This window comes from Achromobacter sp. MFA1 R4 (assembly GCF_900156745.1).
Taxonomy (GTDB): Bacteria; Pseudomonadota; Gammaproteobacteria; order Burkholderiales; family Burkholderiaceae_B; genus Achromobacter.
Genome location: NZ_LT707065.1, coordinates 543360 through 563233, shown reverse-complemented (window position 1 = coordinate 563233; position 19874 = coordinate 543360). Strand labels below are relative to the sequence as shown.

18 protein-coding genes are annotated in these 19874 nt (G+C 65.2%); 12 read left to right on the top strand and 6 right to left on the bottom strand.

The genetic code is table 11. The features are described 5' to 3' along the window. Nucleotides 1-131 precede the first annotated feature (131 nt). From BXA00_RS02560 to BXA00_RS02540, 5 genes are all read left to right on the top strand, one after another. Entirely contained in the window at nucleotides 132-1040 is a 909-nt protein-coding gene (locus BXA00_RS02560; RefSeq protein ID WP_076515935.1) for a helix-turn-helix transcriptional regulator, read from the top strand. Between the two features lie 237 nt (nucleotides 1041-1277). Continuing rightward, a complete protein-coding gene (gene boxC / locus BXA00_RS02555) occupies nucleotides 1278-2936 on the top strand; it encodes a 2,3-epoxybenzoyl-CoA dihydrolase (RefSeq protein ID WP_076515934.1) in 1659 nt (552 codons plus the stop codon). Nucleotides 2937-2966: 30 nt separating this feature from the next. Next, nucleotides 2967-4394, top strand: a complete 1428-nt coding sequence (boxB, locus tag BXA00_RS02550) for a benzoyl-CoA 2,3-epoxidase subunit BoxB (RefSeq protein ID WP_076515932.1) — start codon at nucleotides 2967-2969, stop codon at nucleotides 4392-4394. A 41-nt stretch (nucleotides 4395-4435) separates the two neighbouring features. Continuing rightward, a complete protein-coding gene (gene boxA, locus BXA00_RS02545; RefSeq protein WP_076515930.1) occupies nucleotides 4436-5701 on the top strand; it encodes a benzoyl-CoA 2,3-epoxidase subunit BoxA in 1266 nt (421 codons plus the stop codon). A 71-nt stretch (nucleotides 5702-5772) separates the two neighbouring features. Continuing rightward, a complete protein-coding gene (locus BXA00_RS02540) occupies nucleotides 5773-6216 on the top strand; it encodes a MaoC family dehydratase (protein ID WP_076515928.1) in 444 nt (147 codons plus the stop codon). A gap of 9 nt (nucleotides 6217-6225) precedes the next feature. Here BXA00_RS02540 and BXA00_RS02535 read toward each other — a convergent pair whose 3' ends face one another. Further along, a complete protein-coding gene (locus BXA00_RS02535) occupies nucleotides 6226-7212 on the bottom strand; it encodes a TRAP transporter substrate-binding protein (protein ID WP_076515927.1) in 987 nt (328 codons plus the stop codon). A 311-nt stretch (nucleotides 7213-7523) separates the two neighbouring features. Here BXA00_RS02535 and BXA00_RS02530 point away from each other — a divergent pair, with 311 nt between their 5' ends. Together BXA00_RS02530 and BXA00_RS02525 are read left to right on the top strand one after the other, a co-directional pair. Further along, nucleotides 7524-8024 carry a T6SS effector amidase Tae4 family protein gene (locus BXA00_RS02530; protein WP_076515925.1) on the top strand — a complete coding sequence of 167 codons (501 nt, stop codon included), beginning with the start codon at nucleotides 7524-7526 and terminating at the stop codon, nucleotides 8022-8024. After that, on the top strand, nucleotides 8021-8485 hold the full coding sequence (locus BXA00_RS02525; protein ID WP_369825591.1) for a type VI secretion system amidase immunity protein Tai4: 465 nt from the start codon (nucleotides 8021-8023) through the stop codon (nucleotides 8483-8485). The genes BXA00_RS02530 and BXA00_RS02525 overlap by 4 nt, the downstream gene beginning before the upstream one ends. 226 nt (nucleotides 8486-8711) lie before the next feature. Here the strand turns inward: BXA00_RS02525 and BXA00_RS28675 are convergent. From BXA00_RS28675 to BXA00_RS02500, 3 genes are all read right to left on the bottom strand, one after another. Beyond that, a protein-coding gene (locus BXA00_RS28675; RefSeq protein ID WP_369825590.1) for an IS3 family transposase occupies nucleotides 8712-10060 on the bottom strand; the annotation gives its coding sequence in 2 pieces (ribosomal slippage) (nucleotides 8712-9577 and nucleotides 9577-10060; 1350 coding nt in all). An 85-nt stretch (nucleotides 10061-10145) separates the two neighbouring features. Beyond that, nucleotides 10146-11339, bottom strand: coding sequence for an acyl-CoA dehydrogenase (locus BXA00_RS02505; RefSeq protein ID WP_076515918.1), 1194 nt, complete (start codon nucleotides 11337-11339; stop codon nucleotides 10146-10148). Nucleotides 11340-11470: 131 nt separating this feature from the next. Further along, nucleotides 11471-13153, bottom strand: a complete 1683-nt coding sequence (locus BXA00_RS02500; protein WP_076515916.1) for a thiamine pyrophosphate-binding protein — start codon at nucleotides 13151-13153, stop codon at nucleotides 11471-11473. A 167-nt stretch (nucleotides 13154-13320) separates the two neighbouring features. On the opposite strand from BXA00_RS02500, the gene BXA00_RS02495 reads away from it, so the two are divergent. The 4 genes from BXA00_RS02495 (at nucleotide 13321) to BXA00_RS02480 (ending at nucleotide 16520) form a co-directional block, all read left to right on the top strand. Then, nucleotides 13321-14241 (top strand): LysR substrate-binding domain-containing protein, encoded by a 921-nt coding sequence (locus BXA00_RS02495; protein WP_076515912.1) that lies wholly within the window; start codon nucleotides 13321-13323, stop codon nucleotides 14239-14241. Nucleotides 14242-14309: 68 nt separating this feature from the next. Further along, the gene (gene xerD, locus BXA00_RS02490) at nucleotides 14310-15293 is read left to right on the top strand and encodes a site-specific tyrosine recombinase XerD (RefSeq protein WP_076515910.1); all 984 of its coding nucleotides are present in this window, start codon (nucleotides 14310-14312) and stop codon (nucleotides 15291-15293) included. A 37-nt stretch (nucleotides 15294-15330) separates the two neighbouring features. Further along, the gene (gene ybaK / locus BXA00_RS02485) at nucleotides 15331-15819 is read left to right on the top strand and encodes a Cys-tRNA(Pro) deacylase (protein ID WP_076515908.1); all 489 of its coding nucleotides are present in this window, start codon (nucleotides 15331-15333) and stop codon (nucleotides 15817-15819) included. Nucleotides 15820-15941: 122 nt separating this feature from the next. Next, nucleotides 15942-16520, top strand: coding sequence for a DJ-1/PfpI family protein (locus BXA00_RS02480; RefSeq protein WP_076515906.1), 579 nt, complete (start codon nucleotides 15942-15944; stop codon nucleotides 16518-16520). Between the two features lie 146 nt (nucleotides 16521-16666). Here BXA00_RS02480 and adhP read toward each other — a convergent pair whose 3' ends face one another. After that, nucleotides 16667-17692 carry an alcohol dehydrogenase AdhP gene (gene adhP / locus BXA00_RS02475; protein WP_076515904.1) on the bottom strand — a complete coding sequence of 342 codons (1026 nt, stop codon included), beginning with the start codon at nucleotides 17690-17692 and terminating at the stop codon, nucleotides 16667-16669. A 232-nt stretch (nucleotides 17693-17924) separates the two neighbouring features. Between adhP and BXA00_RS02470 the strand changes: the two genes are divergently transcribed. Further along, complete coding sequence (locus BXA00_RS02470) at nucleotides 17925-18311, top strand: ribbon-helix-helix domain-containing protein (protein WP_076515902.1); 387 nt, start codon at nucleotides 17925-17927, stop codon at nucleotides 18309-18311. A gap of 83 nt (nucleotides 18312-18394) precedes the next feature. Here the strand turns inward: BXA00_RS02470 and pbpG are convergent, their stop codons facing one another. Further along, on the bottom strand, nucleotides 18395-19597 hold the full coding sequence (pbpG, locus tag BXA00_RS02465; protein ID WP_076515900.1) for a D-alanyl-D-alanine endopeptidase: 1203 nt from the start codon (nucleotides 19595-19597) through the stop codon (nucleotides 18395-18397). Between the last annotated feature and the right edge of the window lie 277 nt (nucleotides 19598-19874).

The window sequence follows — 19874 nt, the reverse complement described above, 5'->3', positions numbered from 1 at the left end:
GACTGCTGTTTTTTTGCACCGGGTCGGCTGTGGACTCGTTGGATGGAAAAATAGTGCTTCCTTTGATGTGGGTCAAGCACTATAGTGCATAAAAGAGCAGTAATCAGGGTTTTTGCGGAGTCAGTTGAACCATGAATCAAGCGCTAGACACGGCGCCCATCGAACCCCGGCGTGAGCCCTTCCTGGTGGCCCTGGGCGAGCGCGTGCGCCGCCTGCGCGCCATCCGGGGCATGACGCGCAAGGGCCTGTCCCAGGCGACGGGCGTGTCCGAACGCCACCTGGCCAATCTCGAGCACGGCGTTGGCAATGCGTCCATCCTGGTGCTGCTGCAGATCGCCCGCGCCTTCAACTGCGCGCTGGCCGAACTGGTGGGCGACGTGACGACGGAATCGCCCGACTGGCTGCTCATCCGGGAACTGCTGAGCGGGCGCACGGAATCCGACCTGCAGCGCGCGCGCGAGGCGCTGACCCAGCTCTTCGGGGTGGGCGCCGGCGCGCAGCGCCCCAACCGCACGCAGCGCGTGGCGCTCATCGGCCTGCGCGGCGCGGGCAAATCCACGCTGGGACAGATGCTGGCCGACGACCTTGGCTATCCCTTCGTGGAACTGAACCGCGAAATCGAGCGCGTGGCGGGCTGCGGCATCCTGGAAATCCACAACCTCTACGGCCCCAACGCGTACCGCCGCTACGAACGGCGCGCGCTCGAGGAAGCGGTGCAGATCTACCCGGAAATGGTGCTGGCCACGCCCGGCGGCCTGGTGTCCGAACCCGCCACGCTGAACCTGCTGCTGACCCATTGCTATACGGTCTGGCTGCGCGCCACGCCCGAAGAGCACATGGAGCGCGTCATGGCGCAGGGGGATTTCCGCCCCATGTCGGGCAACAACGAAGCCATGGCCGACCTCAAGCGCATTCTTGCCGGCCGCGAAGCCTTCTACGCCAAGGCCGACCTGACCTGGGTGACCAGCAACCTCGAGGTCTCCGAAAGCTTCGCCGGCCTGCGCACGCAGGTGCGCAAGGCCTGCGGACTGCCGCTGTAGACCCGATTACGCAGCGCGCCGCTCCCGCGCACGATTGCAAAAAGGCTGCCCGGTGCAGCCTTTTTGCTGGCCGGTCGACAGGCGCCGCACGTGCAGGCGTTCCCCTTGCGCCTGCACCGACCTGCATTTTTGTGCATCTTTTGCTTGACGCTCATTTTCTCCTGCACTAATCTGCATAATAATTCATGTCGTGCAGTATTTTTCCTGTCAGCGAACAGGGGTATGAGGAGACACACAATGAGCAGCCCCATCAACCGGGTCGATTTCCGCACCGATCCCGCCCAATACCGGCACTGGCGCCTGGCCTTCGACGGTCCGGTCGCGACGCTGGCCATGGACGTGGCCGAAGACGGGGGCCTGCGCCCCGGCTACAAGCTCAAGCTCAATTCTTACGACCTGGGCGTGGACATCGAACTGCACGACGCCCTGCAGCGCATCCGCTTCGAGCATCCCGAGGTGCGCAGCGTGGTCGTGACCAGCATGAAGGACCGCATCTTCTGTTCTGGGGCCAACATCTTCATGCTGGGGCTGTCCACGCACGCCTGGAAAGTGAACTTCTGCAAGTTCACCAATGAAACCCGCAACGGCATCGAAGATTCCAGTCGCCATGGCGGGCTGAAATTCATCGCCGCCCTGAACGGCGCCTGCGCGGGCGGCGGCTATGAACTGGCCCTGGCCTGCGACGAGATCCTGCTGATCGATGACCGTTCGTCCTCCGTGGCGCTGCCCGAAGTGCCCCTGCTCGGCGTGCTGCCGGGCACGGGCGGCCTGACCCGCGTCACCGACAAGCGCCGCGTGCGCCACGATCACGCCGATATCTTCTGCACCCTGGTCGAGGGCGTGCGCGGCCAGCGGGCCAAGGATTGGCGGCTGGTGGACGATGTGGTCAAGCCCGCCCGCTTCGAAGAAGCGGTCCGCGCCCGCGCGCTGGCGCTGGCGCAGGGCAGCGATCGTCCCGCGGGCGAGCAGGGCGTGGCCTTGACGCCGCTGGCGCGCACCGAGACCGCCGATGGCCTGTCCTACCGATACGTCGACGTGCGGGTCGACCGCGAGAAACGCCAGGCCACCTGGACCGTGCACGGGCCGCGGGCCGAGGTCGAAACGGCGCTGCCCGACATCCTTGCCGCGGGCGCCGCGTGGTGGCCGCTGCAGATGGCGCGCGAGCTGGACGACGCCATCCTGTCGATGCGCACCAATGAGCTGGACATCGGCACCTGGATCCTGCGGACCGAAGGGGACGCGCAGGCGGTGCTGGCGGCGGACGCGGCCATGGAACGCCACGCCGACCACTGGTTCGTGCGCGAGACCGCAGGCATGCTGCGCCGCACGCTCGCGCGCCTGGACGTCACGTCCCGCAGCCTGTTCGCGCTGATCGAGCCCGGCTCGTGTTTTGCCGGCACCCTGCTGGAACTGGCCCTCGCGGCCGACCGAAGCTACATGCTGGACGACGAGGACGTGCCCGCGCCGCCGCGCATCGTGGTGGGCGAGCGCAACTTCGGCGTCTACCCCATGGTCAACGGCCTAAGCCGGCTGCAGCGGCGTTTCCACGGCGAGACGCAACCGCTCGAAGCGGTGCGCGCGCAGGCCGGACGCAGCCTGTCGGCCGCCGACGCGCTGGACCTGGGCCTGGTCACCTACGCGCCCGACAGCATCGACTGGGACGACGAGGTGCGCATGGCGCTCGAAGAACGCCGCGCGCTCTCGCCCGACGCGCTGACCGGCCTGGAAGCCAACCTGCGCTTCGGCGGCCAGGAAACCATGGAGACCCGCATCTTCGGCCGCCTCACCGCCTGGCAGAACTGGATCTTCAACCGTCCCAACGCGGCCGGCGACAAGGGCGCGCTCAAGCTGTACGGCAAGGGCGAGCAGGCGGCATTCGACTGGAACCGCGTCTGAGCGGCCCCAATAGAACATCAGGAGAGAGACATGTCCGGCATCAACTACACCGATAAGATCCCCAACAACGTCAATCTGTCCGGCGACCGCACCTTGCAGCGCGCGCTGGAACACTGGCAGCCGAACTACCTGCAGTGGTGGCAGGACATGGGGCCGGACGGCTCGCACGGCTTTGACGTCTACCTGCGCACGGCGGTCAGCGTCGAGCCCGACGGCTGGGCACACTTCAACCACGTGCGCATGCCGGATTACCGCTGGGGCATCTTCCTGGCGCCGCAGGATGGACAGCGCAAGATCCACTTCGGCGAAAACATCGGCCGCGACGTGTGGCAGGACGTGCCCGGCGAACACCGCGCCAACCTGCGCCGCATCATCGTCACCCAGGGCGACACCGAGCCCGCGTCCATCGAACAGCAGCGCCACCTGGGCCTGACGGCGCCGTCGCAGTACGACCTGCGCAACCTCTTCCAGATCAACGTCGAAGAAGGCCGCCACCTGTGGGCCATGGTCTACCTGCTGCACCGCTACTTCGGCCGCGACGGGCGCGAGGAAGCCGACGCGCTGCTGCAGCGCAGCTCGGGAGATTCCGACAATCCGCGCATCCTGGGCGCCTTCAATGAAAAAACGCCGGACTGGCTGGCGTTCTACATGTTCACCTACTTCACGGACCGCGACGGCAAGTTCCAGTTGTGCGCCCTGGCCGAATCCAGCTTCGATCCGCTGGCGCGCACCACCAAGTTCATGCTGACCGAGGAAGCGCACCACATGTTCGTGGGGGAATCGGGCATTTCCCGCGTCATCCAGCGCACCTGCGAAGTGATGAAGGAACTCAAGACCGACGACCCGGAAGCCGTGCGCGCGGCCGGCGTGATCGACCTGCCCACCATCCAGCGCTACCTGAACTTCCACTACAGCGTCACCATCGATCTCTTCGGCGCGGACCAGTCGTCCAATGCGGCCATCTTCTATGGCTCGGGCCTGAAGGGCCGTTATGAAGAAAGCAAGCGCACCGACGACCACCAGCTCAAGAACGACACCTATCGGGTGCTGAACGTCAGCAACGGCAAACTCAGCGAAATCGAGGTGCCGATGCTCAACGCCCTGAACGAAGTGCTGCGCGATGACTTCATCCGCGACTCGGTGGCCGGCATCGGGCGCTGGAACAAGGTGATTGAAAAGAGCGGGCTGGCCTTTCGCCTGCAGGTGCCGCACAAGGCCTTCAACCGCCAGATCGGCACGCTCGCCGGCATCCGCATGTCGCCCGAAGGCGAGATCCTGTCCGAATCCCAATGGCAGGCCCACCAGCACAAGTGGCTGCCCACGCCCGAGGACCGCGCCTTCGTCGCGTCGCTGATGGGCCGCGTGACCGAGCCCGGCAAGTTCGCCAACTGGATCGCGCCGCCTGTCATGGGCATCAACCGCCAGCCGGTGAACTTCGAGTACGTGCGTTTCAACTAAAGGCCGCGCGGGCCGCAAGCCCGCGCGTAGGGAGGACGGCGATGAACGCCCCATTACCGGTGGAAGTCCTGAAGCAGCATCTGATCGATCCCGAGATCTGCATCCGCTGCAATACCTGCGAAGAGACCTGTCCGGTCGACGCGATCACCCACGACGCCAACAACTACGTGGTGGATCCCGACGTCTGCAACGGCTGCATGGCCTGCGTGCCGCCGTGCCCGACCGGGTCCATCGACAACTGGCGGCTCGTCGTGCGCGCCGAAGCCTATACCGTGCAGGAGCAGTTCGGCTGGGAAGAACTGCCGCAGGAGAAGTCCCTGCCGCTCGCCGTGGGCGCTTCGTCCGCGGCCGTTGACGCCGCAGGCGCTTCGCAGGTCGCGTCTGCCGGCATGGCCGCGATGCCCGCGCCGCCCGTGACGCCGCCGACGCCCGGCGCCGCCGTTCCGCCCTGGTCGGCCGCGCATCCCTACGTCAATCTCTACACCCACAAAACGCCCATCACCGCGACGGTGGTGGGCAACTACCGGGTCACGGGCGCCGATACCGAAAGCGACATCCACCACATCGTCCTCGACTTCGGCGAACAGCCGTTTCCCGTGCTGGAGGGCCAATCCATCGGCATCCTGCCGCCGGGGACCGACGCGCAGGGCCGGCCGCATCATGCGCGCCAGTATTCGCTGGCCAGTCCGCGCGACGGCGAGCGGGCCGGGTACAACAACCTGTCGCTGACCGTGAAGCGCGTCACGCAAGACCACGGCGGCGCCGCCGCGCACGGCGTCTGCTCCAACTACCTGTGCGACCTGGCCAGGAACGACACCGTGCAGGTGATCGGTCCGTTCGGCCACACCTTCCTGATGCCCAATCACCCCCGGGCCAACCTCATCATGATCTGCACGGGCACCGGCTCGGCGCCCATGCGCGCCATGACCGAACGCAGCCGGCGCCTGCTGGGCGCGGCAGACGTCGGCAAGCTCATGCTGTTCTTCGGCGCCCGCACCGAACGCGAGCTGCCTTATTTCGGCCCCTTGATGAAGCTGCCGCGCGACTTCATCGACATCAACCTGGCGCTCTCGCGCGAGCCCGGGCAGCCCAAGCGCTACGTCCAGGACCTGATCCGCGAACGGGCCGAGCCCGTCCGCCAGTTGCTGTCGGACCGCAATACCTGCATCTATGTCTGCGGCCTAAAGGGCATGGAAGTCGGCGTGCTGGACGCGCTGCGCGACGTGGTGGTGCAGTCGGGCGAGGATTGGTCTATCCTGCATGATGCGCTGCGCCGCGAAGGCCGGCTGCATTTCGAGACGTACTGATCCAACAACAGATGCGTGACGAACGGCGCGCCTGGGCGCGCCGTTATCGTTTTCGTCGCAGGGGAAAATACATGAAGTTCGCCGAATTCAAGGACGGCATGGTGATCAAGGCGGGACCGATCACCGTGACGGAGCCGGAGATCCTGGAGTTTGCCCGTAAATACGATCCCCAATGGTTCCACACCGATCCGCGGCGCGCCGCGGAAGGCCGCTGGGGCGGGCTCATCGCCAGCGGCTGGCACACCTGCGCGCTGGCCATGCGCATGGCGGTCGACGCCGCCCTGCACGATTCCGAATCCTTCGGCTCCCCCGGCCTCGGAGAAGTGCGCTGGCGCACGCCGGTGCGTCCCGGAGACACGCTGCGGCTGGAAGCGCGCGTGCAAGGCGCGCGACATTCGTCATCGCGCCCCGACCTGGGCATCATCACGTGGGCCTGGACGGTATTGAACCAGCACGACGAAAGCGTGCTGGAGATGGACGCGACCAGCTTGTTCGATCTGTCCGGCAACAACTAGGCTGCGTGCCTACCGCTTGCCGGCCTGCTTGACGATGGCCGCGGCCTCGGGGCCGGCGGCCGTTTTCCAGGCATTGATCGCGTCGGCCGAGGCGTCTTTCAACGCTTTGAGCACCGCCGGCGGCACCGCCGTGTTGATCGCGACGCCGTTCTTGCGCATGTTCGCGTAATTCTGCTGCAGGCGGCCCTCGATGCGTTTCCATTGCTCGGCCTCCGTCTGCGCCGCCGCCTGGTCAATGGCCTTGCGCGAGCGTGCATCCAGCGCCTCATAAGCCTTCAGGTTCATCGTCGCCACCGAAATCGGCATCGCGTAGTTGATCTCCGCGAAGTGGGGCAGGTATTCCCACAGCTTGCGGCCGGCGCCGCCGTCGCCGGAAGACAGCACGGCGTTGACCTCGCCGGATGCGATGCGCGGCATGGCATCCGCGAACGAGATGTTCTGCGCCTGGGCGCCCGCCCTGCGCATGACCTCCTGCGACGTCGCGTCGTAGGTGCGGATGTTCAGGCGCTTCAACGCGGCCACGCTGTCCAGCTTCTGTTTGGACCAGATGCCCGAGGCCGGCCAGGGGGTGGTGTAGAGCAGCTTCTGGCCGTGCGCGGCGAGCAGCTTCTCGTAGGCCGGGCGCGCCGCCTTGTTGAGATTGCGCGCCTTGGACAGCGAGTCCGCCAGGAAGGGCAGGGACGACACGCCGAACAAGGGATACTTGGCCGCGAGCGCGCCCGCGAACGCATCGCCCGCGTCGACCTTGCCGGCCTGGACCGCGTCGATCATGTCGCCCGACTTGATGCCCTTGGCCGCGTCGAAGCTGGTGTCGATCACCACATTGCCGGCCGACTTGGCGCGCACCAGTTCCGCGAAGGTGGACACGCCCTGGCCGGGCATGGAGGTGGCCGGGTATTCGGTGGCCATGGTGAGCGTCGTGGCGGCATAAGCGCCATGGCCGATGAAAGCCATGGCGATGCCTGCCGCGAGGCGCAAAGGGGTAATGCCGTGCATGCGCGACTCCTGGTGGGGGGTAAGCCGGGGCCGGGGATGGTGGGACGCTGCAATCGCTCGTCCGACCAGCGCCTGGCCAATGCCGTAAAGCGTACGAGGTGTACAGGCGTACGCCTAGTCGGGAATTCGGCAATGCGCGGCGCTGCGGGATCGGGCGTATGGCGTATTGCGGATGCCGCAGAGGGAACTGTCAAAGAAAACCACGGGTGCTTCCCGGCATTTCGGACAACCCCTAAAGCCTGAAGAAACGAATGTCTTTAACCTACCGTTGGACTTCCCGTTCAACGCAAGACAGACCCAAAGGAAGATGCATGGCACGTCCATCTTTTGCTCAAGCATGGGCAGCATCGCAACGAATCTACGACCCTGCCAACCCCGCGGCCAGGGTGGCGAAGGTAATCGGTGGAAAGGTCGCGCTAAACATAAACAGCCCCGATCCCAAGGGACGCTGGGAAAATACTTGTGCGGTGCGCTTGAGCTACATCCTGAATCAAGCGGGGCTGTCGATACCTTACAAGCCAGGTCAAACCGTGTCGGGCGCAGATAAGCGCTGGTATTTTTATCACGTCAAAAATTTAATCGCCTTTTTGGAAAGCAGGTGGGGGAAGGCTGAAATCGTGAGGTTTCCGCCTGCGGGAGGAGGCGCACTTGCAGGCAAGAAGGGGCTGATCTTGTTTGAGATTTCCGGGTGGACAGATGCCACTGGCCATGCAACCTTGTTCAACGGCAATTCCTGCTACGACCAATGCTATTTCAATGAGCCGGGAGCAAACTACCGAACGGATCGCGCGAACTTCTGGAGCCTGCCTTGAAGAGCAAGCTGATTCGCAGGCTATTGCCGGTCTTGGTACTTTTTGCGTCTTTCACGCATGCAAATGATGAAGTTCCAACCTCGCCGCAGGCGGCGACGCGAACTTATGCCCAGAACTTCAAGGACATGGTGCTTGCGGAGTGCCTCGCCACAGCATACAAAAAAGATCAACAAGCCTCTACGGATGCCGGCAGCAGCGTCAGCGCTCTGCGAGACTGGACTTACTACGATTGGGATAAGCACCCATATGTGGAGGTTATCCCTCCGCTGGTGGAAAAGTATTTGGCGCGCGATTACCGCAATCCCCTGGCCGAATCAGAGATCAAGGGAGTCCAATTTGATTTCCTGAAATGTCTGGACCTATATCACGGCAAGGAGCTGGATTCCGTGGTCAAGCGCGTTGTCATTCATCCCAATCGCACGTACCGGCAAGACAATCCACTCCCGAAAAGACCAGAGTAGGCTACGGCTATGTGGTCATAGGGCAGGACAGCGACGCCAACGGCCAGCCTATTTCTACGCCAGTCGGCCTGCCCGATGACCAGCTCGATAGAATCCAGCTCGAATTGCTGGTTGATAAACCTGGCGTATCTGGTTTCGGCGTAGTTCAGCGGAAATGCCGCACTGGAGTCATGGCATGAAAAAGGCCGCCCCTTTGAACTGACCCCCAGAAGTTGGACGTCAGAAGCTAAAGCCCGAAGGCCTGAGCTCGGTATTGCACCGGGCTCAGGCCTTTTAGCTTGAGCTTGATGCGATCGTGATTGTAGTAACGGATGTACTGTCGGATGCCGGCCTGCAACTGGTCGACGCTCTCGAAGCGGTTCAGGTGGAAGAACTCAGCCTTGAGCGTGCCGAAGAAGCTTTCCATGGCAGCGTTGTCCAGGCAGTTGCCCTTGCGTGACATGCTCTGGGTCACGGACCGGGCCGCCAGCATTCGCCGGTAGATGGGCTGCTGGTATTGCCAGCCCTGGTCAGAGTGCAGCACGGGACGCTCCGTCGGCCGCAGCCGCGCCAGCGCCTTCTTCAACATGCTGCCCACGAGCTTGAACACCGGCCGGCGGCTGGTCTCGTAGGCCACGATCTCGCCGTTATACAGGTCCATCACCGGCGACAGGTACAGCTTCTCGCCGCGCACGTTGAACTCGGTCACGTCGGTAACCCACTTCTGGTTCGGACGCTCCGCTTCGAAGTCGCGCGCTAGCACGTTGACCGCCACGTGGTGCGACTGGCCTCGGTAGGAGCGGTACTTCTTGGCGCGCACGAGCGACTTCAAGTCCAGCATCTGCATCAGCTTCTGCACCGTCTTGTGGTTCACCAGTTCGCCCGCCTGGCGCAGCTCCGCCGTGATCCGGCGGTAGCCATAGCGGCCCTTATGGCGTGCGTAGACCGCGCCGATGCGCTGCTTGAGCTCGGCGTACGAGTCCACGGCGGCCGACGCCTTCAAATGGTAGTAGAACGTGCTGCGCGAGAGCTTCGCCGCTCGTAGCAGCAGTTCGAGCGGATGCTTGGGCCTTAATCCTTGGACTACTTGCGCTTTCCAGCGAGCGCTTTGGTCTTTTCCGCTTCGATTAAGGCCTTCATTTTTTTTAGATAGTCGTTCTCCGCGCGCAGATACGCCAACTCCTTTTGGAGTTCTTCCAGCGTCATCTCTTCGGATACGGGTTCGGGCGGGGGCTTGTGCGGCATGGCCTTTCTTCTTTTCGACTTGGGCTCCAACGCGCCCATTCCGTGTCCATCATACTGAGTCCGCCACCTGCCTACAGAGCCAGCACCGCGAATGTCATAGAGCCCGGCCACCTCGCGATCGGACAACCCTTCTCGGCGGGCATGGCTCAAAACACGCAATTTGAACTGCGCGTCATAGTGGCTGTGCTTCCTTGCCAGACCGGCCTGCCCATGGCTCTGGAATGCCGCGATCCATCGCCGCAGGTGGGAATGGTCAATCCCCAATGAGGCAGCGATCGCCTTGCTGCCCCCCTCTTGCGCCAGGTATCTCCTAACCGCGTCCAATTTGAAATGCACGTCGTACTTCGCCATGTAAAAACCCCCGAAGGTTGGATCTACGTCCAACTTTCGGGGGTCAGTTCATCGGGCGGCCCATTCAGCTACATCACGCAGTCGATCAATAGAACGCCTGGATCCCCGTCTGCGCGCGGCCCAGGATCAGGGCGTGCACGTCGTGGGTGCCTTCGTAGGTGTTGACCACTTCCAGGTTCACCAGGTGGCGGGCCACGCCGAATTCGTCGGAGATGCCGTTGCCGCCCAGCATGTCGCGGGCCAGGCGGGCGATGTCCAGCGCCTTGCCGCAGGAGTTGCGCTTCATGATCGACGTGATCTCGACGGCGGCGGTGCCTTCGTCCTTCATGCGGCCCAGGCGCAGGCAGCCTTGCAGCGCCAGCGTGATTTCGGTTTGCATGTCGGCCAGCTTCTTCTGGATGAGCTGGTTGGCGGCCAGGGGGCGGCCGAATTGCTTGCGGTCCAGCGTGTACTGGCGGGCGGTGTGCCAGCAGGCCTCGGCGGCGCCGACGGCGCCCCAGGCGATGCCGTAGCGGGCCGAGTTCAGGCAGGTGAAGGGACCCTTCAGGCCGGACACGCCGGGCATCATCTGGTCGGCGGACACTTCCACTTCGTCCATGACGATTTCGCCGGTGATCGACGCGCGCAGGCCGACCTTGCCGTGGATGGCGGGAGCCGACAGGCCCTTCATGCCCTTTTCCAGGATGAAACCGCGGATCTTGCCGTCGAAGTCGCCGCCGACGCACTTGGCCCAGACCACGAACACGTCAGCGATGGGCGAGTTGGTGATCCACATCTTGTTGCCGGTCAGCTTGTAGCCGTCGGCCGTCTTGACGGCGCGGGTTTCCATGCCGCCGGGATCGGAACCGTGGTTGGGCTCGGTCAGGCCGAAGCAGCCGATCCATTCGCCGCGGGCGAGCTTGGGCAGGTACTTCTTCTTTTGTTCTTCGCTGCCGAATTCGTTGATCGGCACCATCACCAGCGAGGATTGCACGCTCATCATCGAGCGATAGCCGGAGTCGACGCGTTCGACTTCACGGGCGATCAGGCCGTAGCTGACGTAGTTCAGGCCGGCGCCGCCGTATTCGACCGGGATCGTGGCGCCCAGGAGGCCCAGTTCGCCCATTTCGGAGAAGATTTCCGGATCGGTCTTCTCGTTGCGGAAGGCGTTGAGCACGCGCGGAGCCAGCTTGTCCTGCGAATAGGCGTAGGCGGCGTCGCGCACCATGCGCTCTTCTTCGGTCAGTTGCTGGTCCAGCAACAGGGGGTCTTGCCAGTGGAATGAGGGGTTCGAGGACATGCTGGGTCTCCGCTATGGATTTCCGTGATCGGAATCTAGAAAGTTTAAACTTAAAATAATTCGGGCGGCAAGTTGGGGTTTGCACGGCGGTGCGCCTGGGCGCGCCGCCGGTTTTGCCGCCCGTGCAGGGTTCAGTGCTGGGCCTTCAGCGCCGCCTCGCGGATCTTTTCGAGGGTCGTGGAGGGGGTGATGGTTTCGGGGTCGATGAAGCAGTGCAGGATGGCCGGCTTGCCGCTGGCCAGCGCCCGCTCGAAAGCCGGGGCGAACTGTTCCGTGGTCTCCACCCGTTCGCCGTGGCCGCCGAAGGCGCGCGCGTAGTCGGCGAAATCCGGGTTCTTGAGCTGGGTCGCGGACACGCGGCCCGGGTAGTGCTTTTCCTGGTGCATGCGGATGGTGCCGTACATGCCGTTGTCCACCAGGACCACGATGATGGGCAGGTCGTATTGCACCGCCGTGGCGAACTCCTGGCCGTGCATCAGGAAGCAGCCGTCGCCGGCAAAGCACACGACGGTCTTGTCCGGCCAGACGCGCTTGGCGCCAACAGCCGCCGGCAGGCCATAGCCCATGGAGCCCGACGTGGGCGCCAACTGCGTGCCAAAGCGCGTGAAGCGGTGGAAGCGGTGCAGCCAGGTGGCGTAGTTGCCGGCGCCGTTGGTCATGATGGCGTCGGCAGGCAGCGTCTTTTCCAGATAGGCCATGACCTGGCCGAGCTGCAGCGCGCCCGGCGTGGTGACGGTTTCGGGGTCGCTCCATTTCAGGTACGACTCGCGCATCGTCTTGGTGGCTTCGGCCCAGACGGGCTTGGCCGGGGCCTTCAGGCCGGCCAGCGAGGCCGCAAAGGCGGACGGCGAGGTGTTGATGGCGAGGGTGGGGCGGTACACGCGGCCCAGCTCGGCGGTGTCGGGATGCACGTGCACCAGCTTTTGCTTGGGCACCGGGATGTCCAGCAGCGTATAGGCCTGGCTGGGGTTTTCGGACATGCGGCCGCCGACCAGCAGGATCAGGTCGGCGTCGGCCACGCGTTTGAGCAGGGCCGGATTGATGCCCAGGCCGACGTCGCCGATGAAGCAGGGGTGGTCCGCGGGGAACAGCATCTGGCGTCGGAACGACACGGCGGTCGGCAGCGCATGCAGCTGGGCGAAATCAGCGAACTGCTGCACGGCGCGGGCATCCCAGCGCGTGCCGCCCAGGATGGCGACCGGGTTCTTCGCATCGGCCAGCAGCTTTTCCAGGTCGGCGAGCTGGCCGGCCGTGGGGGCGGATTCGATCACTTCGTAGCGCGGGGCGTCGGCCACCTTGGCGGCTTCGACCAGCATGTCTTCGGGCAGGGCGATCACGACCGGGCCGGGACGGCCCGAGGTGGCGATGTGGAAGGCGCGCGAGATCAGTTCGGGAATGCGTTCGACCTGGTCGATCTCGGTCACCCACTTGGCCTGCGTGCCGAACACGGCGCGGTAGTCCATTTCCTGGAAGGCTTCGCGCTCGCGCATGCCGCGCTCGATCTGGCCGACGAACAGGATCATCGGCGTGGAGTCCTGCTTGGCGATATGCACGCCCGCCAGCGCATTGGAGGCGCCCGGGCCGCGCGTCACCATGCAGATGCCGGGCTCGCCGGTCAGCTTGCCGTGCGCGTCGGCCATCATGGCCGCGCCGCCTTCCTGGCGGCACACGGTCACCTTGATGTCGGCGTCGTGCAGGCCGTCCAGCACCGCCAGATAGCTTTCGCCGGGGACACAAAATACATGTTTGACACCCTGGGCGACGAGCTGGTCGACCAGGATGTGACCGCCAAGGCGGGAATCTTGCTGAGGCATGGTGGTGTCGTGATTAGCCTAGGTTAGGACTCCTGAGCATATGTTCCCTGGGCGCACAACGCAATTGATAAAATTGCACATTCTGTTGATCCGCCGGCACGTCCCGTCTGGTGCGCCGCAGCAAGCGGGCGCGCGGGCGCGAGCCGGCATTCAGGCGCCCCCCGTCCATGAGAAACGGCATTCCCAATCTGAGCGCCCTGCAGGCGTTCGAGGCATCGGCCCGGCTGGGCAGTTTTTCGCGCGCGGCCGAAGAGCTGTCGTTGACGCACAGCGCGGTTTACCGGCAGGTGGCCAGCCTGGAGGCGCGCCTGGGCGTGCAGCTGTTCACGCGGGTGCGGCGCCGCATCGTTCTCACCGATCACGGGGCGGAATACGCCGGCCGCATCCGCCACCATCTGGACCAGATCGAGAAAGACACCTTTGGCCTCGTCAGCCGGACCGGGATGGGGCGCAGCATCCACATCGCCGTGGTGCCCACGCTGGCGACGACGTGGCTGATTCCCCGGCTGGCCGATTTCCAGCGTGAGCATGGGGACATCACCGTCAGCCTGTCCGTGCGCACCTTGCCGTTCCAGTTCAAGGACCAGCCCTTCGACGGCGCGCTCTATCACGGGGACGGACTCTGGCCCGGCACGCAGGGCGGGCTGCTCTTTCCCGAACGCGAGCTCGTGCCGGTCTGCGCGCCGCAGCTGGCCGCGCGGGCGGCGCAGCAGGGCGGCGGCGCACTGTCCGGCATGACGCATCTGCACCTGGCCTCGCGTCCGGATGCCTGGCGCCAATGGTATGCGGCCAATAGCCACCTGTACGGGCCCCAGGCGGCCGGCGGGCCGCGCTATGAGCTGTTCACCATGGTCATGGCCGCCGTGCAGGCCGGGCTGGGCGTGGGGCTGATGCCGCGCTTTCTGGCGCAACCGGCCCTGGACCAGGGCGCGCTCGCCATGCCGGTGCCGCAGTCGCTGGCAGTCAGCCAGGGGTATTACTTCGGCTATCCGCAGCGCAGCGAACGGTCCGAGGCCTTGAAGGCGTTCGAAGCCTGGCTCAAATCCGCGGCCGCGGGCGTGGGGGAGCGCCTCGCCGGCCGCGCGTAGCGGGCCGCATCTGGCCGGCACACCGCCGGCAGAATCCCGCCCGCCGCGCCTCGCCGTAGAATTCCGCCATGTCCACCGCCCGCCAGCCGCTCGCCTCCCAGGCCGATATCGACGCCTTCATCGATGCCGTCTGGCTCGAAGACGGACTTTCCGCCAATACTCTGGCCGCCTACCGGCGCGACCTGACCGGTTTCGCCCGCTGGCTAGAAGACCCGCAAGCCTACGCCCGCGAAATGGCCGATCGCCACGGCGATGACGCGCGCGTGGCGCCCCTGCCGGCGGGCCCGCCCAAGCCGATCTGCGAGGCCCAGAAGGCCGACATCGACGCCTGGTTCGCGTTCCGCCACGAGGAAATCCGCGCCACGACCGCCAACCGGCGGCTGGCCGCGCTGCGCCGCTTCTACGCCTGGGCGCTGCGCGAGCACCGCGCCGAGCGCGATCCGTGCCTTACGCTGGTCGCGGCCAAGCAGCCGCCTCGCATGCCCAAGACGCTGTCCGAACAGCAGGTGGACGCGCTGCTGCGCGCGCCGGACGCGAGCCAGCCACGCGGCCTGCGCGACCGCGCCATGCTCGAAACGCTGTACGCCACCGGCTTGCGCGTGTCCGAGCTGGTGGGGGTGCGCGCCCTGGACGTCAGCCTGAACGAAGGCGTGGTGCGGGTGGTGCAGGGCAAGGGCGGCAAGGACCGCCTCGTGCCCCTGGGCGCCGAAGCCGCGCACTGGATCGCGCAGTACCTCGGATCGGCCCGTCCCGAACTGGCGGCCGGCCGCGTCAGCGACGCGCTCTTCATCACCGCGCGCGCCGAGGCGATGTCGCGCCAGGCATTCTGGCAACTGGTCAAGAAATACGCCGTGCTCGCCGGCGTGCATGCGCCGCTGTCGCCCCACGTGCTGCGCCACGCCTTCGCCACGCACCTGCTGAACCACGGGGCGGACCTGCGCGTGGTGCAGATGCTGCTGGGTCACGCCGACATTTCCACCACGCAGATCTACACGCATGTGGCGCGCGAGCGCCTGAAGGCGCTGCACGCGGCCCATCATCCGCGCGGCTAGCTGCCGCCCATCATCCTATTTTCCAACCGGCAACCCCATGAGCAAAGCCCGCCACGTTTCCGAGACGCCCGCCACCCAGTTCCTCAAGCAGAATAAGGTGGCCTACACCGAGCACACCTATGACTACGTCGACCACGGCGGCGCTGGCGAAGCCGCGCGCCAGCTCGGCCTGGACCCGCACGCCGTGGTCAAGACGCTGGTCATGGAAGACGAATCGGCCAAGCCGCTGATCGTGGTCATGCACGGGGACCGCGAAGTCTCCACCAAGAACCTGGCGCGCCAGGCCGGCCTGAAAAAGGTCGAACCCTGCAAGCCCGACGTCGCCCAGCGGCATTCCGGCTACCAGGTGGGCGGCACGTCGCCCTTCGGCACCCGCAAGAAGATGCCCGTGTGGGTGGAGGCTGAGGTGCTGGAATATCCGGTGGTTTACATCAATGGCGGCCGTCGCGGGTATCTGGTGGGAATCGACCCCAAGGTGCTGGTGGATCTGCTGGGCGCCCGTCCGGTGACGGTGGCGCTGGAGTAGGGCGGTATCCCGTTACCACCCGGACCGGCGTCCTCGCGGGCACAATGGGACAAGAACACCAAGAACCGGAGCCCGACCGCGGGCAAGCAACCGGACTCCACCCCCATTCCAAGGAGACAATCATGAGCAAACGACTGCTGATGCTGGTAGGCGACTACGCCGAAGACTACGAAACCATGGTGCCGTTCCAGACGCTGCTGACGGTGGGGCACACGGTGCATGCGGTATGCCCGGACAAGAAGGCCGGGGACACGGTGGCCACGTCGATCCATGATTTCGAGGGCGCGCAGACCTACACGGAAAAGCGCGGCCACAATTTCACGCTGAATTACGACTTCGACCGCGTCGAACCCGCGTCCTATGACGGCCTGGTGATCCCGGGCGGACGCGCGCCCGAATACCTGCGGCTGAACGAAAAAGTGCTGGATATCGTGCGTGAGTTCGACAAGGCCAACAAGCCCATCGCCGCGGTCTGCCACGGTGCGCAGATCCTGGCCGCGGCGGGCGTGCTGAAAGGCCGCACGTGCTCGGCCTATCCCGCCTGCGCGCCGGAAGTGCGGCTGGCGGGCGGCACCTATGCCGAAATCGCGGTCGACCAGGCCTACACGGACGGCAACCTGGTGTCGGCGCCCGCCTGGCCGGCCCACCCCGCCTGGATGGCGCAGTTCCTGGCGGTGCTGGGCACGAAGATCACGCTCTGACGTAAGGCGGTTCGGTAAGGCGGTTCGCCGGACGATGATCGGCGTGACAGATGCCCCGGGGAAATACCCGGGGCGGCAAGCGCCGCGCCGGGCGTCCGTCTTAGGGCGTCCGTCTTATTCAGGGCGCCTTGCCCTGCGCGGCCGGTTCAGGCGAAGTCCAGCACGATGCGGCCTTCGATCTGGCCCTTCTTCATGCGGTCGAACACGCTGTTGATGTTTTCCAGCGTTTCCGTGGCGACGGTGGCGTGGACCTTGCCTTCTTCGGCGAACTGCAGGGACTCCTGCAAATCCAGCCGCGAACCCACGATGGAGCCGCGCACGGTCACGCCATTGAGCACCATGTCGAAGATCGACAGCGGGAAGTCGCCGGGCGGCAGCCCGTTCAGCGAAATCGTGCCGCCCCGGCGCACCATGCCAAGCGCCTGCTCGAAGGCCTTGGGCGATACCGCGGTGATCAGCGCGCCATGCGCACCGCCGATTTCGCGCTTCAGGTAGGCGGCCGGATCGGTGTTCAAGGCGTTGACGGTGACTTCCGCGCCCAGCCGGCGCGCAAAGTCGAGCTTGGCGTCGTCGATATCCACGGCGGCCACGTTCAGGCCCATGGCCTTGGCGTACTGCACCGCCATGTGGCCCAGCCCGCCGATGCCGGAAATGACGACCCAGTTGCCGGGCCGGGTGTCCGTCATCTTCAGGCCCTTGTAGACCGTGACGCCCGCGCACAGCACGGGAGCCACGTCGATGAAGCCGACATTCTTGGGCAACAGGCCCACGTAGTCGGCAGCCGCCAGCGCGTATTCGGCGAAACCGCCGTTGACCGAGTAACCCGTGTTCTGCTGCTGCTCGCATAGCGTTTCCCAACCGCCCAGGCAGTGCTCGCAGTGTCCGCAGGCCGAGTACAGCCAGGGAATGCCGACACGGTCGCCTTCCTTGACGTGCGTCACGCCGGAGCCCACCGCCACCACGTGACCGACGCCCTCGTGACCGGGAATGAAGGGGGGATTGGGTTTGACGGGCCAGTCGCCCTCGACCGCGTGCAAGTCCGTGTGGCAGACGCCGCACGCTTCGATCTTTACCAGGAGCTCGCCCGGACCCGGGCGCGGTACCGCGACTTCTTCGATTGCCAGGGGTTTGCCGAACGCGCGAGCCACTGCGGCCTTCATGGTCTTTTCCATTACTACCTCCGAAGTCTGATCAGTTTCACTATGCTCGAACGCGACGGCGTTCCAGACCATGATTTATATCAACCGGCGTTGGATAGGGTCTATGGGAATCCGACTGCTTTCAGGGACGCCGCGCACCGGCGCGCGCGTCGGGGCCATATTGCCCGCGGCGCGCCTGTCGTCGTACAGTCGGTCTCAGGCGCGCCGGCCGGGCGGGCGTGTCGCCCATGCCCAGGAGCTTTCCATGTGTGAAATATTCATCCGCGCCAGCGAACATTCCTACGCCTGCGAAACCCGATCCCTGCGCCTGCATGGCGTGGCGACCAGCCTGAGGCTCGAAAACCTGTTCTGGCAGGTGCTGGAAGAACTCGCCGGCCGCGATGGCATGCGCGTCACGCAGCTGATCGAACGGCTGTACGACGAGCTGGTGGCGTACCGCGGCGAGGCCGCCAACTTCACGTCCTTCCTGCGCGTGTGCTGCCTGCGCTATCAGTTGCTGCAGGCCGAGGGCCGGATCCCGCTGGACGCCAGCGTGCCCATCCGCTCGCTCAACCCGCAAGCCGTCCTTGACGGGTTGCCCCCGTCGCTGTGCGACGCGCAACCGGTCCCGGCAAAGCGCCGCGCGGCCTGATCGGCCCGGCTGCGTCCAAGCAAGAAAAAAGGCCCGATGCGATCGGGCCCTTCACCTGGTACTGCGGGGTGTTTATTCCGGCGTCAGCCGCCCGCGCCCGTCGACGCCATGGCCACTTCGCTTTGCACGATGCGGCGGATGCGCACGGCATCGCCGATGCGCGACAGCTTGCCCTGCGAATCCAGCAGCACGATGGCCAGATCGCGGCCATTGATGCGCGCCAGCATCACCAGGCACTCGCCCGCTTCATTGATGTAGCCGGTCTTGGACACCTTGATGTCCCAGTCGGGCTTGCGCACCAGCAGATTGGTGTTGCGGAACGTCTGCGTGCGGTTGTTGATCTCGACCTCGTATTCCGTGTCCGTGGAGTAGCGGTGGATCAGCGGACGCTGCGACGCGGCGCGCAGCAGGCGCGCCAGGTCATGCGGCGATGACACGTTGTTGCTGGACAGGCCGGTGGGCTCGATGAAGCGCGTGCTGGTCATGCCCAGCGACTGCGCCTTGGCGTTCATGGCAGCCACAAAAGCGGGCAAGCCGCCCGGATAGTTGCGTCCCAGCGCATTGGCGGCGCGGTTCTCGGAAGACATCAGCGCCAGATGCAGCATGTCGCCGCGCGACAGCTTGGTGCCCACGCGCAACCGCGACGTCGTGTGCTTGAGTTCGTCGACGTCTTCGTCGGTGATCTCGAGCATCTCGTCCATCGGCAGGTTGGCGTCCACGACGACCACGGCGGTCATCAGCTTCGAGATGGACGCGATGGGGCGCACGACGTTTTCGTTCTTGGCGAAGATGACCGTGGATGTTTCGAGGTCCTGCACGTAAGCGGTGCTCGACCGCAGCGCGGCGGCTTCGGCGCGGGCCGAGGCGGCGGGCGGCGGCATGGCGGCGCTGGCGGCGGCCGCTGCGGCGACCCGACGGCCGCGCGCGGCCTTGTCGGCCTTGCCGCCCTTGCCATTCTTGCCCGACGCGCCTGCCTTCTTGGAGGGCGAGCCTTTGGCGGCAACCTGGCTGCCGCGCTTGGGCGGGGATTTCTTGGCCGACGAGGACTTGGGCGGCGACTTCTTGGCGGAGGGCGCGGCCTGCTTGGCCGCTGCGCTCTTGCCCGAGCCCGCCTTGGGCGCCGGGGCTTTCTTTGCTTGTTGCGCCTTGCAGGCCGACGACTTGGCGTTGGTCTTGCAAGGGTCGGAATTCTTGGCGGCTTGCGCCGTGGGGGGCAGGAGCGCGCACACCGCCAGCGCGGCAGGCGCCAGGGCTCTTGCTATTGCACGTGTCCAGGAAAAGGCCATGGTTGAGCAGGCTTGTCGGTCTGTGAACAAATATTTCTTAAGCCGGCGGTTTCGTCGGATCAGGAAAAGTCCAGATGAATTATGGGCTTACGCGTCGAATTTAAACAGTAATTTCAAGAGTCGCGCAAGGCGATTTACGACGGTTACCCAAAAAAATGTCCTTGGGGACCGACCGTGGCAGCAATTAGTCACATATCGGAAGTCGCAACGCTAACCGTGCGGCGCGCAAGAGCGTAGCCCGGATTAACCCTCATCTGGCTGAACGAGCGGAACTTGC